A 12,888-nucleotide genomic window follows, 5' to 3' on the forward strand; every position below is an offset into this window, starting at 1 on the left:
GCAAAGCTTGGACATTCCAGTAGTTTTGTACGATGCATTTGGAGAATGATTGCATCATCCAAACCACAATCAACATCCACTCACATTAACGAATGGCATACTTAAGGATATAAGAATAAAGACCATTCACCGCAGGCTCTGCAAACTTATGATCAACTTCCAGAGCACCCGACAGGATTGAGTGACATTCAAACACCATCTTCTCCCGACCAAATCGATAAAATATCGCACCGTCTGCAATGTCGGCAAACGCTTTGTAAACACTGGCTACCGCAGCACCGCCCTTATATTCGATACTCACTTTGTTCGACGCAGCGGGTAATGAAACACCACCAATGACGACTGCTTGAGGCACCAGTTCCCCGGTATCTACACAAAGACTACGGCATATCATCTTGCTATTTTTGTCAGTACCGAAACTACGTTCGTACAAGGCTATCTCCGACCCCTTCACCTTGGAGCAGGCTTCCTCGAACGCCGTCAAAACAGCTTTGGCATTCGCCATTCCCGCGTCCAGGTCTCGTAGAGAAACGAAACGCTCCAGTTTGTTGTTCTTTGCGCTGTCCAGCGCTCGTGAAATGGTCGACACATGCGCAAAATCCTTTTTACAAGCGATGACATGAACCTCATATTGATAGCGGCTGGCGTGTTCCCCCTTTTGAAATTCTGCAAACTCGTAAGTTTCAAGGCCAACCTCCATTATAATGCTGTACTTCTCTCGCAGCGCTTTCTCAAAAATCATGCCCCCCAAATCCCTGACAAACTGATCGGTCTTATTGTAGGCAAAGCCCACGCCATTTTTCACGATCTCTTGGTATTGCGGATGAAGGGTCCGGAAATGTGGCTCGTACAGCGGGACATAATTTGAATAGCGACAAGTGTCGAGCAACTCATTGAGCAGATGTGTTTTGCCTGCACCCTCTATGCCGGCAACCACAAGCATTTTTGGCGAAGATTCCTCATCTGAAACTGCCACTCTTTCGTCGAATAACTTCTTTTGCAGTCCAAGAAAAGCGTTTTTTACGTCCTGTTGCGTATAGGAAAATTTGCCAGTCATATTATTAAGTTCCTTCTCAATTGAAATAAGTCCTTTTAAAAATCCGCACTGAAAATCGACAACTACTATTGACAATCGCCAAGCCAATTCAAAAGACAACCAAAGCTAAAACCATTAAATAAAATGAATCAATCCAGAAAGCACAACAATATATTTCAGAAAAAAATCGATAAACGTTCAGGGCGACATCCTACAAAACAAGCAGTGATGGACTACTGGGCAGACACTAATACACTACTTATATAACAAGAAATATCCGCGCTTATTCAACGAACCGCCCTATGCTTGATTTAAGGTTTTCATTTCTATAAACACCCTGTTTCCTATAAACCAGTCATGCTGCCCCTACTGAAAGAACTACCCGGCTCAAGTATGCAAGGTGTCCGTAGTCGGCCCGATCCTTCGGATTCCCACGACACCAACCTGTTCAGCGTGATGTACGATCATTGAAGATGAATAGTTAGCCTGCTTTCTTTTATCTCGGCGCCACGCCATGATGCGGACTCTCCCACCGCCGCCCGCGAACGAGTCCTCATGTCTGCGCAGCAACAGCCACCGCAAAGCTCCCTGGCGATCACCCTGCAGATCGTCTCCATCGTTTTCTATACCTTTATTGCCTTCCTCTGCATCGGCCTGCCGATAGCGGTACTGCCCGGCTACGTGCATGAACAGCTGGGTTTCAGCGCCGTGATCGCAGGGCTTGTGATCGGCTCGCAATACTTGGCCACCCTGCTCAGCCGGCCCATGGCCGGACGGATGTCGGACACCGTCGGCACCAAGCGGGCGATTGTGTATGGCTTGTCGGGGATAGTGCTCAGCGGTGTGCTGACGCTGGTTTCGACGCTGTTGCAGAGCTTGCCGCTGTTGAGCCTGTCGATCCTGATTGTCGGTCGCCTGTTGCTGGGGATTGCCCAGGGCTTGATCGGCGTCGGCACCATCAGTTGGTGCATGGGCCAGGTCGGTGCCGAACACACCGCGCGCTCGATTTCGTGGAACGGCATCGCGTCCTACGGTGCGATTGCCATCGGCGCGCCGTTGGGCGTAGTAATGGTCGCCGATTATGGTTTCGAGAGCCTTGGCATTGCGTTGTCGCTACTCGCGGCCGGCGCCTTGCTGCTGATCCGCAATAAGCCTTCAGTGCCTGTGGTGCGCGGTGAACGCCTGCCGTTCTGGGCGGTGTTCGGACGGATTGCGCCGTTCGGCGCCAGTCTGAGCCTGGCGTCGATTGGCTATGGCACGCTGACCACTTTCATCACCCTGTATTACCTCAATCGCGGCTGGAGCGGCGCTGCGTATTGCCTGACGGTGTTCGGTGTGTGTTTCATCCTTTCGCGGCTGCTCTTCATTTCCGCCATCGGCCGTTTTGGCGGGTTCACTTCGGCGATTGCCTGCATGACCATCGAAACTGTTGGCCTGGTCATGCTGTGGCTGGCGCCCTCGACCGCGTATGCCTTGGTCGGCGCCGGTCTGGCCGGGTTCGGCCTGTCACTGGTATACCCCGCGCTGGGCGTCGAGGCGATCAAGCAGGTGCCCAACTCCAGTCGCGGCGCCGGGCTGAGTGCCTATGCGGTGTTTTTCGATCTGGCGCTGGCGATTGCCGGGCCGTTGATGGGCGCAGTGGCGTTGAACCTGGGCTATTCGTGGATTTTCTTCAGTGCGGCCGTGCTGTCCGTGACCGGACTGGCGTTGACCTTGCTGCTCAAGCGCCGGGCCATGGCGTGAACGCTCACTGATCCGCCGTCTGCATCCCCGCGCGGGTCGGCCGGCCCAAGGCATGGGAGAAGAACCGCCCGGCCTCGGAAATCAGGTTGCGGTGGATGTCTTCGCGATCCACGCCATCGGCATCGGTGCACAAGGCGGGCATCGCACGAATCTGCTCTTCATTGCATGGCGCCATGAACACGAAGTGCCCTGCCCCGGCCAGCAATTTGAAATCCGGTGCCGTTGGCAGTTTGCGCGCCAGAGCAGCGGCGTTTTTGTCGAAGGCCACCAGTTTGTCGCCGTCACCGCTGTAGAGCAGCACCGGCACGTGCACACCGGCCAGGGTGTGACGACCAAACTTGAGACTCAGCGGCGCCATCAGCAGCAACGCGTGCACGCGCGGATCGGCCACCGGTTGCAGATCGTCGCGGTCGACAATCAACTCACCCTGAGTGTTGCAGGCGTCGCGGTCGTCCGGGCGCTCCTGGCAGTAACGGCGCAGGCGATCCAGATCCGGCTGCGCGCCGGACAGAATCAACGCCGTTTCGCCGCCCGCCGAATAGCCGATCACGCCAACCTGCTCGGCGTTCACGTACGGCGCGAGCATGCGGTCGCCCAGCGTGGCGGTAATGGCTTCGGAAATCTGGATCGGCCGGCCGTAGAGATTGCTCATCGTGCCGAGGCGGCTGTGATCCTTGGAATTGTCGCCAGGGTGAATCACCGCCACCACCACGAACCCCTTGCGTGCCAGTGACGTAGCCAGGTCGTGCAGCGCCAGCGGCGTGCCGGTGTTGCCGTGAGAGAGCATCAGCATGGGGAAACGGCCAATGGCAACTTTGGTGTCTTCGCCGGCCTCGACCGAATAGCCTTCGAGCAGGCTCAGGTGTTCGCGGTCGCTGGAGGGATAGAACGCGATGGCGCGCATCGGTTGCAGGTCGAGCGGGTCGAGGAACGTCATCTCGTGATAACCGACGCTCCAGCGCGGGTGCTGCCCGGGCGCAGCGTGCACTGAATTCAGGCTGCCAAGCAGGCAAATCAGTAACGCTGCACAAAGACGCATCATGGGATGCCCCACCCTGTTGTTACTCAATCGAAAGATCCGTTGTGTTCGACGCCCGAAATTCGGTACTCCGGCGCGGCGTTGCACTCAGACGTTGATCATCAGACTGCATAACCCGGGCCAGATTATGTAACAGTCAGAAACAAAAAACTCCATATCTGGCCCTTGCGGAACCAGAATACAGAGTTTTTGGGGATTTGCCTGAACAGGAGCTGTTCTTTACGCAAGCCTTACGCGGCGGCGAACAGTTGCTCGCTGATCTTCGCCTGAGCAGCGCTCATGGCGTTGTTGCGCACTTCTTCGCCGTAGGCCAGGCCTTCAGCACGCACAACTTCGATGTCGGTGATGCCAAGGAAGCCAAAGACCAGTTTCAGGTAGTCTTCGTGCGCCACGCCCGAAGCTTGACCGGCGTGGATGCCGCCAGTGGTGGAGACGATCACGACTTTCTTGCCACCGCACAGGCCTTCAGGGCCGGCTTCGGTGTAACGGAAGGTCTGGCCGGCGACGGCGATGCGGTCGATCCAGGCTTTGAGCTGGGTCGGCACGGTGAAGTTGTACATCGGGGCAGCGACGACGATGGCGTCAGCGGCGATGAATTCGGCCAGGGTGGTGGCGCTCAGTTCGGCTTCGTGCTGTTGTGCGGCGTTGCGCAGTTCAGCGGTGGTGCCAGCAGCCACCAGGGTGGTCGACGAGAAGTGGCTGATGGCGTCAGCGGCCAGATCGCGGTAGGTCACGACAGCGCTTGGCTCGGCGGCTTGCCAGGCTTTAGTGACTTGACTGCTCAGCTGACGGGAAGCGGAGTTGTCGCCCAGAATGCTCGAATCGATGTGCAGCAGTTTCATGTGGAATCTCCTGGAATGAATCGCCGGTGGCGACGGAATGGAGACAATCCTACCGACGAAACCAATAGCTGATTAGACGGCAACAATGCGATAGTTTGTCCCACTGATAGAACAGTCGGGTTTCTCCATGCAAGACCTCAACGATCTCTACTATTTCGCCAAAGTGGTCGAGGCAGGCGGTTTCGCCGCCGCCGGCCGCTTGCTCGGCATTCCCAAGTCACGGCTCTCGCGGCGCATCGCCGAGCTGGAAGAACGCCTCGGTGCACGTTTGCTGCAGCGCACCACTCGCCAACTGAAGCTGACGGCGGTCGGCGAACGCTATTTGCGTCACTGTCAGGCCATGCTGCTGGAAGCGGAAATGGCCGACGAAACAGTGGCCAGCATGTCCAGCGAGCCTCGCGGACGCTTGCGGGTTTCCAGTCCCACGGGGCTGGCCCATGAAATGCTCCCGGTGGTGATCAGCAATTTCCTTGGCAAATACCCTCAGGTGCAGCTGGAAGTCACCCTGATCAATCGACGGGTCGACCTGATCACCGAAGGCATCGACGTGGCCCTGCGCGTGCGCGAACACGGCGATGAAGAACCGATGCTGGTGACCCGCCGCCTGCGTCAGGCGCAGATGGTGGTGGTCGCAAGCCCTTCCTTTATGCAGGGCGTGGAAATCAATCATCCGCAGGACCTGAAGAACCTGCCGGTGCTGGGCGCCCTGGAGGCCGATCGCATGGTGCATGTGCGCCTGCTCGATCAGCACGGCAAGAGTTGCGATCTGGCGCTGGAAGCCCGGCTTGGCATCGACGATTTCATCGTGCGCAAGGCCTGTGTGCTGGCCGGCCAGGGTTTCACCCTGCTGCCGATGATGTATTGCGAAACGGAACTGAACAACGGCACGCTGGTGCAGTTGTTGCCGGATTGGTCACTGCCCGGCGGCTGGTTGCAAGCGGTGTATCCGCATCGGCGCGGGGTGATGCCGGCGGTGCGCGCGTGGATCGATCATCTGGTCGAATCGTTCAATGCCTGTGGAGAACGGCTGTTATGAAACAAGGAAAGATGAGCGAACAGGATGTCGCGGACTTCTGCCTGGCCCTGCCCGGTGCCAGGGAAGACTACAAATGGGGTGGCGTGCGAGTGTTTTCGATTGCCGGCAACAAGATGTTCGCCTTGCAGGGGCTGCGCGGTGATTCGCTGGCGTTCAAGGTCGACAAGGACCTGTTTCTCGGTCATTGCGACCGGCCGGGCATTCACCCGGCGCCGTACCTTGCCCGGGCGCAATGGATCATCATGCACCCGCCCTACCCGCTGGGCGCCGAGGAACTGCAAGGCTTGCTGCAGCGTTCCCACCAACTGGTGGTCAGCAAGCTGCCCAAGCGCTTGCAGGTCGGGCTGCTGCTTTAGAACAACGCCAGGAGGTTCGAACCGAGAAACAACTGATCGATCCAGAACACCTGATGCAAAGCCACAATCATCCAGAACAACACCTGAAACGACACCTTGCGCGTCTTGTGCCGGAAGACCTGCTGGGCGATCAACGCGCCCGGCCAGCCACCGGCCAGTTCCACCGCGTGCAGGATGTTTTCCGGTGTGCGCCAGGCGTCGGCGCGGGCCTTGCGCTTGTCCGCCCAGTACAGGAAAAACGCCAGCACGCTGACCAGCCCGTAGGCCGTCAGCGGTACCAGGGAAATCCCGCGCAGCCACATCGACAATGAGCCGAACAGTGGCAACGCGCAGACGATCAGCAGCACCACCAGCTTCAATTTCAGATGCTGAATATTGCCACCGGAAGGACCGCGATCCGGGCGGCGTGCGCGGGAATCACTCATGGCTGGGCGGCCGTCCAGTCGACCCAGCCGAACTGCCAGGTCGCCAGAATCACCAGACCGAAGACGATCCGGTACCAGGCAAACGCCGCGTAGCTGTGGCTGCCGATGAACTTGAGCAGGCCGCGCACCGCGATCATGGCGAAGATGAACGCGGTGACGAAACCGATGGCGAATACCGGGAAGTCCGCCGGTACGAACAGGTCGCGATACTTGTAGCCCGAATACACCGCCGCACCGACCATGGTCGGCATCGCCAGGAAGAACGAGAACTCGGTGGCGGTCTTGCGCGACAGGCCAAACAACAGGCCGCCGATGATGGTCGAGCCGGAGCGCGAAGTGCCGGGAATCATCGCCAGGCACTGGGCGAAGCCGATCTTCAGCGCATCCGTCCAGCGAATCTCGTCGACCGTTTCGGCGTGCACTTCATGCTGACGCTGCTCGGCCCACAACATCACGATGCCGCCCACCACCAGCGCGGCAGCCACGGTGATCGGATTGAACAGGTAGTGGTGAATCAAGTCGGCGAAGACCACTCCCAGCACCACGGCGGGCAGGAAGGCGATCAGCAGGTTGGCGGTGAAACGCCGCGCACTTGGCTGGGTCGGCAGGCCAATGACCACGTCGAGAATCTTGCGTCGGAATTCCCAGACCACCGCGAGAATCGCACCAAGCTGGATGATGATGTTGAACGCCATGGCCCGCTCGCCTCCGAAATCGAGCAAGTCGGCAACAATGATCTGGTGTCCGGTACTGGAAATGGGCAAAAACTCCGTCAGCCCCTCTACAACTCCTAGAATCAGTGCCTGCAAGGCCGTCCAAAGATCCATCAATCCCCCAGAGAGCGATGCACAGAGGCATGCCCCGATAGTATTTTTTACGTTCACTGCGTTCAGCGTAGCTGGTTAAAGCTGTACCGATTCCGCGTGCACAGGATCCACACGAAACAGTCAAAATTCCGTGAAAAATCAATTTCGATTCAGGTTTTCACGCGCGGGGCCGAAATCCTAACAGACAAGCCGTAATAGCGCTGCCGCGTTCTACGACTTGGGTCGCGTATGCCCGGTCACCGAAACGTGGTTGGATGCTGGCGGTGGTTTATTACAAGAAAAAGAATCCGGAGTGACAGCGTTATGAACAGCTTGCGCAGTGTGTCGATCAGCCGACGCTTGTGGCTCATCTTGATTGTGGCCGTGGTCATGCTGTTGACGTTGGGCGTGTTGATGCTCAAGCAGATCCATGATGACCTCTACCACGCCAAGGCCCAGAAAACCCAGCATGTGGTGCAGACCGCCAGCGGTTTGCTGACGTACTACCAGGGCCTCGAAACCGCAGGAACCCTGACCCGCGATGTGGCACAGAAACAGGCGCTGACCGCGATCCGTGGCCTGCGCTATGACCAGAATGACTATTTCTGGATCAACGACCTCACGCCCGTGATGGTCATGCACCCGACCAATCCCAAGCTCGAAGGCCAGAACCTTTCGGCGATCCGCGACCCGGACGGCTTTGCGGTGTTCAATGAAATGGTCGCCATCGCCAAGGCCAAGGGCGCCGGCATGGTCAACTATCGCTGGCCCAAGCCCGGCGCCAGCGAACCGGTGGCCAAGACCTCGTACGTGAAATTGTTCGAGCCATGGGGCTGGGTCATTGGTTCGGGCGTGTACGTCGATGACGTGCAGGCCGAGTTCCAGGCTCAGCTGATCAAGGCATCCGTGGTCGGACTGGTCATCGCGGTGATCATGGCGCTGCTGGTGATCCTGATTGCCCGCAGCATCGTCCGTCCTTTACAGGAAACCGTGAACGCCATGGCCAACATCGCCAGCGGCGAAAGCGATCTGACCCGCAGCCTCGACACCCACGGCCAGGACGAAGTCACTCAGTTGGCCCAGCACTTCAACGCCTTTACCGCCAAGCTGCGTCGGGTGATCGGTGAATTGCAGCTGTCCGCCAGTGCATTGGGCCAATCGTCCAGCGAGCTGGGCAACGATGCTGCGCAGGCCCAGCAACGCAGCCAGCAGCAGTCGCAGCAGATGGAGCTGGTTGCCACTGCCGTCAACGAAGTGACCTACGGCGTGCAGGACGTGGCGAAGAACGCCGAACACGCCGCCAGCGAAATGCGTGACGCCGAAGCCCAGGCCCAGCAGGGCCAGATCAACATCGACGGCAGCCTGCAACAGATCGACAAGCTCTCCGGCACCATCGATCAAGCGGTGGAAGTCATCCGCACGCTGGCGACTGAAAGCACACAGATCGGCAGCGTGCTGGAGGTGATCCGCTCGATCGCCGAGCAGACCAACCTGCTCGCCCTCAACGCCGCCATTGAAGCGGCTCGGGCCGGCGAACAGGGTCGCGGTTTTGCGGTGGTGGCCGACGAAGTGCGTTTGCTGGCGCAGCGCACGCAGAAGTCCACGGCGGAAATCCAGACGATGATCGAACGCCTGCAAAACCACTCCGAAGCCGCGGTGAAGGTGATCGGCGACAGCAGCAAGGCTTCGCAACTGACCATCGAACAGGCCGGCCTGGCCAGTGCGAGTCTGAATGCCATCGGCCAGGCCCTGCGCAATCTCAATGGTCTGAACGCCTCGATTGCCAGCGCAACGCTGCAACAGGCACACGTGGTCGAAGACATCAACCAGAACGTTACCCAGGCGGCGGGTTTGTCTCACAGCACGGCACTGGCGGCCGAGCAGTCGAGCGTGGCGAGTGTGAAACTCGGCCAGCTCAGCGAACAACTGAACGGGCTGCTGCGCCAGTTCCGCGTCTGATCCCTGCAACAGGTGGGAACTCGTTTCCCACCTGTTTTTCGGTACAATCCGCCCCCTCTTTTATTCCCCCCAAGGAACCTGCATGTCCGGGCTTGAACTGTTTGCGGCCGCCCTCGGCGTGATCGCCGTGTGGCTCACGGTCAAACAGAATCCGTGGTGCTGGCCGATCGGGCTGGTCATGGTGTCGCTCTACACCTGGGTGTTCTTCGAGGTGAAGCTGTATTCGGACATGCTGCTGCAGGTGGTTTATGCCGGGCTGCAAATCTATGGCTGGTGGCAATGGACACGGGCCGGGACGATGCATGACGGGCGCGAAGTCAGCCGGCTCGACAATCGCTCGATTGCGCAGGGCCTGGCCATCGGTGCGGTGGGCAGTCTGCTGCTGGGCGCGGCCATGGCCCACTGGACCGACGCTGCACAACCGTGGCTCGACGCCGCGCTGACCGGCTTCAGCCTGGTCGCGCAGTTCTGGATGGCCCACAAACGCCTGCAATGCTGGGCACTGTGGTTCGTGCTGGATGTGATCTTCGTTGGCCTCTTCCTCTATAAAGGGCTGTACCTCACGGCGGCGCTGTATGCCCTGTTCACCCTGATCGCGGTGCAAGGCTGGCGCGAATGGCGTGCCGATCCGGCGTTACAACGATGAAAGTGATTGTTCTGACCGGTCCCGAGTCCACGGGCAAGAGCTGGCTGGCCGCCGGAATTCAACAGCAGTTCGGCGGTTTGCGGGTGGACGAATATGTGCGCTGGTTCATCGAGCAGAACGCACGCGATACCTGCCTCGCCGACATCCCGGAAATCGCGCGCGGCCAGTTGCAGTGGGAAGACGCAGCACGCGCGCAGCAGCCGCGCCTGTTGATTCTCGACACGCATTTGCTGAGCAACATGCTGTGGAGCCGGACGTTATTCGGCGAGTGCCCGCCCTGGCTGGAAACCGAGTTGCTGGCCCGTCATTACGACCTGCACCTGCTCCTGTCCCCGGAGCAGATCGAATGGACGGACGACGGTCAGCGCTGCCAGCCCGACTTGAGCGAACGACTCGCGTTCTATCAGGCGACCCGGACGTGGCTGGAAAACCATCGCCAACCCTTGCAGATCATCAAGGGCGACTGGGCCGAACGCCAGCAGCAGGCCTTCGACGCGGTGCGCACCCTGCTCGCGGACTGACCCGATTTGCGGGGCGTTTGACCCGCTGTATCCCCCTGGTTTGGGGGAAAAGTGTCCGTTCCTGAAACACTCCTTCAGGTGCAAAGTGCCCGTCTCAAGGCCCTTCATCCCTTTGTCATCCGACTTGTTACGCCGCTGAAACACCTGCGCGCAAACCCTTGGTCCAGAGCTTTGCGATGACTTTTGCAGGTTACGCGGCCAGTGATCTGTTTCATCGATGAAACAGCTGTTGTGTCAGGCATGGGCTAAATTCGCTCAATGCATTGAAATTCAAAGACATTTCAAAAGCGGCACAGCTTTCGCTCTCTCCTTCACAACGCTGAACAGGCTCAGCCCACTGAAGAAGGAATTGCCGCCGTGGGAAATATCAAAAAAGCCTTTACCTGCCTTCTGCTGATCGGATCAGCCGCCAGCCCCTTTCTCAGTTTCAACGTTCAGGCCGAAGGCAATGGCGTGATCGTGCTCAATCGTGATGTCCAGCCGATCCCGATCGGTCGCAGCGGTGGCAAAGACCCCTATCCCACCACCGTCAATGCCAACCCGTCTGCCCGCATCAATTCGACACTCAGCAATACCGAACTCAGTGATGGTGACTTTGCCCGTGTAGCCAGCGGCTCTTCCATCCGCGGCAACATCAACACCCCCAGCTCGAACCTGCCCGGCATGAACAACCTGACCAACCAGAACGGCCTGCCCGGCATGAGAGGCGGTCATGGCGGCGGTGCCGGCAGCTCGATTTCCAATACCGTAAACCGCGCGATGAGTTCCGGTCTCGCTCCGTTGACCCGCATGGCTGGAGGCCAGTGACATGAATCGTTCCCTGCTCCTGCTTGCCCTGCTCGGCTGCTCCAGCGTGATGGCCGATCCCAGCGCTGTGAACAACGCGAACATTCAAGACTCCGGTGCTCAGTACCGCGGCAACTTCAACGTCAACCAGGCCGCTGGCGATCAGATGCAGCAGGCCAACGTCAAGGCGATTGCCATTGGCACCGAGTCCCACGCCAGGACCAGCGTGCAGCAGAAAATCGACACTCCCGCCGACCGCTCGATCAACGCGAGCGCCAACATCGGCGGCAATTCTTTCACCAATGGCAACGGGATCCTGGGCGTGAACCAGGGCGCCGGGGCCAACAACCAGATGGCCAACGTCACGCGCGTCAGCATCAGTGCTGGCCCGCAGGCCGTTGACGATAGCGCCCTTTCCCAACAGAACGTGGCGTTGTTACCGAGCTCAGGAGCAACTGGCACCTCACCCGGCAGTCGCCAGGTCACGACAAGTGATCAGGCCTTCACCGGCAGCCGAGGGGTAATCCAGGTGAACCAGAGTGCCGGGGTGGGGAACCGAATGGCTAACACCCTGAGCATCCGGGTCGCTGACTGACCCAAACAACAAAAGCAGTGCAATTAGAAAGTACCAACACTTAACCAACTAATAAGCACGGAGAAACACCATGAAACCTACAATGGCCCTCAAACCACTGGTTTTCGCACTTGCAGCAGTGATGGCAATCGCAGCACAGGCAGGCGGTCGCGACGATGATCGCGGTCATGGTAACGGGCACGGCAACGGTCATGGCAACCATGGTCCGAAAGGCCCAACCCTGGAACAACTGCTGCAAATCACCGCCGGCGCCGGCGCTGCAGTGCTCGATGCACAAAACAGCGATGGCAACGTGGTGAAAAACCAGAGCACCGTCAACAATGCCAACGCCAGTGACTCGCTCAATGGCTCCAACGGCAACATGGGCGCCAACGTTGCAGCCGGTGACGGCAACCAACAAGACAACGCCGCCGCCCTGGCCACCGCCGACGAAAGCTTCATCTTCGGCACCGCTGTTGCTGCCTCGAGTGCCACTCAAGTCAACAACAACAACTATGTGAAAAACTCGTCCACCTTCAATAACGCCACGCTTAACAATGCAGGCAACAATGGTTCCGGCAACATCGGTATTAACGTGACTGCCGGCAACTTCAACCAACAGAAAAACAACCTGGCAATCGCCGTATCGGGTGGTCGTGTAGCCACTGCCGCTGCTGCTGCCAACCAGTCCTCCACTGGCCTGGTCGTCGACAACAAAGGCGTGCAGACCTACAAAAAAGACACCCTTACCGGTACCTTCGCAGCCGCTGGCGTGTTCAAGGCCAAAGGCACTGCGACCATCGAAGACGATGACCACCACGGTGGTTATGGCAATCGTGGCGGCGGCCACGGCGGCAACGATGACCAGAAAGCCAAGTTCGAAGCCGTGGGTACCTTTGGCCTCGCTGGCGTCACCACTCAGCAAGTGCTGACCAAAGATGGCTGGAAAGCACCTGTCGTGAACAATGCCAACATGACCAACTCGATGAACAACTTCTCCGGCAACGGCGGAGCCAACGTCTCGGCGGGTGTGGGCAACCAACAAAGCAACTCGCTGTCCATCGCCGCAGGTTGCAAAGCCTGCATGTAATCGCGATCGAAACGAAAGCCCCGGAAACG

14 protein-coding genes are annotated in these 12,888 nt (G+C 58.6%); 9 read left to right on the forward strand and 5 right to left on the reverse strand.

Annotation, left to right across the window (positions count from 1 at the left end; translation table 11 throughout):
* Positions 1–85: 85 nt before the first annotated feature.
* On the reverse strand, positions 86–1,057 hold the full coding sequence (locus tag CAF80_RS07615; protein WP_052266545.1) for a zeta toxin family protein: 972 nt from the start codon (positions 1,055–1,057) through the stop codon (positions 86–88).
* A 534-nt stretch (positions 1,058–1,591) separates the two neighbouring features.
* Between CAF80_RS07615 and CAF80_RS07620 the strand changes: the two genes are divergently transcribed.
* Complete coding sequence (locus CAF80_RS07620) at positions 1,592–2,779, forward strand: MFS transporter (RefSeq protein WP_039768208.1); 1,188 nt, start codon at positions 1,592–1,594, stop codon at positions 2,777–2,779.
* A gap of 4 nt (positions 2,780–2,783) precedes the next feature.
* Here the strand turns inward: CAF80_RS07620 and CAF80_RS07625 are convergent, their stop codons facing one another.
* On the reverse strand, positions 2,784–3,821 hold the full coding sequence (locus CAF80_RS07625; protein WP_085667081.1) for a dienelactone hydrolase: 1,038 nt from the start codon (positions 3,819–3,821) through the stop codon (positions 2,784–2,786).
* A 227-nt stretch (positions 3,822–4,048) separates the two neighbouring features.
* A complete protein-coding gene (locus CAF80_RS07630; protein WP_085667082.1) occupies positions 4,049–4,660 on the reverse strand; it encodes an FMN-dependent NADH-azoreductase in 612 nt (203 codons plus the stop codon).
* A 127-nt stretch (positions 4,661–4,787) separates the two neighbouring features.
* On the opposite strand from CAF80_RS07630, the gene CAF80_RS07635 reads away from it, so the two are divergent.
* Entirely contained in the window at positions 4,788–5,696 is a 909-nt protein-coding gene (locus CAF80_RS07635) for a LysR substrate-binding domain-containing protein (RefSeq protein WP_064596388.1), read from the forward strand.
* The gene (locus tag CAF80_RS07640) at positions 5,693–6,052 is read left to right on the forward strand and encodes an MmcQ/YjbR family DNA-binding protein (protein WP_039768203.1); all 360 of its coding nucleotides are present in this window, start codon (positions 5,693–5,695) and stop codon (positions 6,050–6,052) included. The genes CAF80_RS07635 and CAF80_RS07640 overlap by 4 nt, the downstream gene beginning before the upstream one ends.
* On the opposite strand, the gene CAF80_RS07645 is transcribed toward CAF80_RS07640, so the two are convergent.
* A complete protein-coding gene (locus CAF80_RS07645; protein ID WP_039768201.1) occupies positions 6,049–6,477 on the reverse strand; it encodes a DUF1294 domain-containing protein in 429 nt (142 codons plus the stop codon). The two genes, CAF80_RS07640 and CAF80_RS07645, sit on opposite strands and share 4 nt — an antisense overlap.
* Positions 6,474–7,304 carry an undecaprenyl-diphosphate phosphatase gene (locus CAF80_RS07650; RefSeq protein ID WP_085667083.1) on the reverse strand — a complete coding sequence of 277 codons (831 nt, stop codon included), beginning with the start codon at positions 7,302–7,304 and terminating at the stop codon, positions 6,474–6,476. The genes CAF80_RS07645 and CAF80_RS07650 overlap by 4 nt, the downstream gene beginning before the upstream one ends.
* Positions 7,305–7,607: 303 nt before the next feature.
* Here CAF80_RS07650 and CAF80_RS07655 point away from each other — a divergent pair, with 303 nt between their 5' ends.
* The 6 genes from CAF80_RS07655 to CAF80_RS07680 all read left to right on the forward strand — a co-directional run bounded on the left by CAF80_RS07655 (position 7,608) and on the right by CAF80_RS07680 (position 12,859).
* Positions 7,608–9,242, forward strand: coding sequence for a methyl-accepting chemotaxis protein (locus CAF80_RS07655; protein ID WP_039768198.1), 1,635 nt, complete (start codon positions 7,608–7,610; stop codon positions 9,240–9,242).
* 82 nt (positions 9,243–9,324) lie between these two features.
* Complete coding sequence (pnuC, locus tag CAF80_RS07660) at positions 9,325–9,888, forward strand: nicotinamide riboside transporter PnuC (RefSeq protein ID WP_007957471.1); 564 nt, start codon at positions 9,325–9,327, stop codon at positions 9,886–9,888.
* A complete protein-coding gene (locus CAF80_RS07665; RefSeq protein WP_039768196.1) occupies positions 9,885–10,409 on the forward strand; it encodes an AAA family ATPase in 525 nt (174 codons plus the stop codon). Before pnuC ends, CAF80_RS07665 begins: the two co-directional genes overlap by 4 nt.
* Before the next feature lie 357 nt (positions 10,410–10,766).
* Positions 10,767–11,216: a hypothetical protein gene (locus CAF80_RS07670; RefSeq protein WP_039768195.1), complete on the forward strand. Its 450-nt coding sequence runs from the start codon at positions 10,767–10,769 to the stop codon at positions 11,214–11,216.
* 1 nt (position 11,217) lies between these two features.
* The gene (locus CAF80_RS07675) at positions 11,218–11,790 is read left to right on the forward strand and encodes an adhesin (protein ID WP_085667084.1); all 573 of its coding nucleotides are present in this window, start codon (positions 11,218–11,220) and stop codon (positions 11,788–11,790) included.
* Between the two features lie 70 nt (positions 11,791–11,860).
* The gene (locus CAF80_RS07680; protein WP_085667085.1) at positions 11,861–12,859 is read left to right on the forward strand and encodes a heme utilization protein; all 999 of its coding nucleotides are present in this window, start codon (positions 11,861–11,863) and stop codon (positions 12,857–12,859) included.
* The last annotated feature ends 29 nt before the right edge of the window (positions 12,860–12,888 follow it).

This window comes from Pseudomonas sp. B34(2017) (genome assembly GCF_002112915.1).
Classification (GTDB): domain Bacteria; phylum Pseudomonadota; class Gammaproteobacteria; order Pseudomonadales; family Pseudomonadaceae; genus Aquipseudomonas; species Aquipseudomonas pharyngis.

What these genes read in the sequence shown, in the direction of transcription:
- CAF80_RS07615 (WP_052266545.1), bottom strand. Translation starts at nt 1,057, where the DNA reads ATGACTGGCAAATTTTCCTATACGCAACAGGACGTAAAAAACGCTTTT.
- CAF80_RS07620 (WP_039768208.1), top strand. Translation starts at nt 1,592, where the DNA reads ATGTCTGCGCAGCAACAGCCACCGCAAAGCTCCCTGGCGATCACCCTG.
- CAF80_RS07625 (WP_085667081.1), bottom strand. Translation starts at nt 3,821, where the DNA reads ATGATGCGTCTTTGTGCAGCGTTACTGATTTGCCTGCTTGGCAGCCTG.
- CAF80_RS07630 (WP_085667082.1), bottom strand. Translation starts at nt 4,660, where the DNA reads ATGAAACTGCTGCACATCGATTCGAGCATTCTGGGCGACAACTCCGCT.
- CAF80_RS07635 (WP_064596388.1), top strand. Translation starts at nt 4,788, where the DNA reads ATGCAAGACCTCAACGATCTCTACTATTTCGCCAAAGTGGTCGAGGCA.
- CAF80_RS07640 (WP_039768203.1), top strand. Translation starts at nt 5,693, where the DNA reads ATGAAACAAGGAAAGATGAGCGAACAGGATGTCGCGGACTTCTGCCTG.
- CAF80_RS07645 (WP_039768201.1), bottom strand. Translation starts at nt 6,477, where the DNA reads ATGAGTGATTCCCGCGCACGCCGCCCGGATCGCGGTCCTTCCGGTGGC.
- CAF80_RS07650 (WP_085667083.1), bottom strand. Translation starts at nt 7,304, where the DNA reads ATGGATCTTTGGACGGCCTTGCAGGCACTGATTCTAGGAGTTGTAGAG.
- CAF80_RS07655 (WP_039768198.1), top strand. Translation starts at nt 7,608, where the DNA reads ATGAACAGCTTGCGCAGTGTGTCGATCAGCCGACGCTTGTGGCTCATC.
- pnuC (WP_007957471.1), top strand. Translation starts at nt 9,325, where the DNA reads ATGTCCGGGCTTGAACTGTTTGCGGCCGCCCTCGGCGTGATCGCCGTG.
- CAF80_RS07665 (WP_039768196.1), top strand. Translation starts at nt 9,885, where the DNA reads ATGAAAGTGATTGTTCTGACCGGTCCCGAGTCCACGGGCAAGAGCTGG.
- CAF80_RS07675 (WP_085667084.1), top strand. Translation starts at nt 11,218, where the DNA reads ATGAATCGTTCCCTGCTCCTGCTTGCCCTGCTCGGCTGCTCCAGCGTG.
- CAF80_RS07680 (WP_085667085.1), top strand. Translation starts at nt 11,861, where the DNA reads ATGAAACCTACAATGGCCCTCAAACCACTGGTTTTCGCACTTGCAGCA.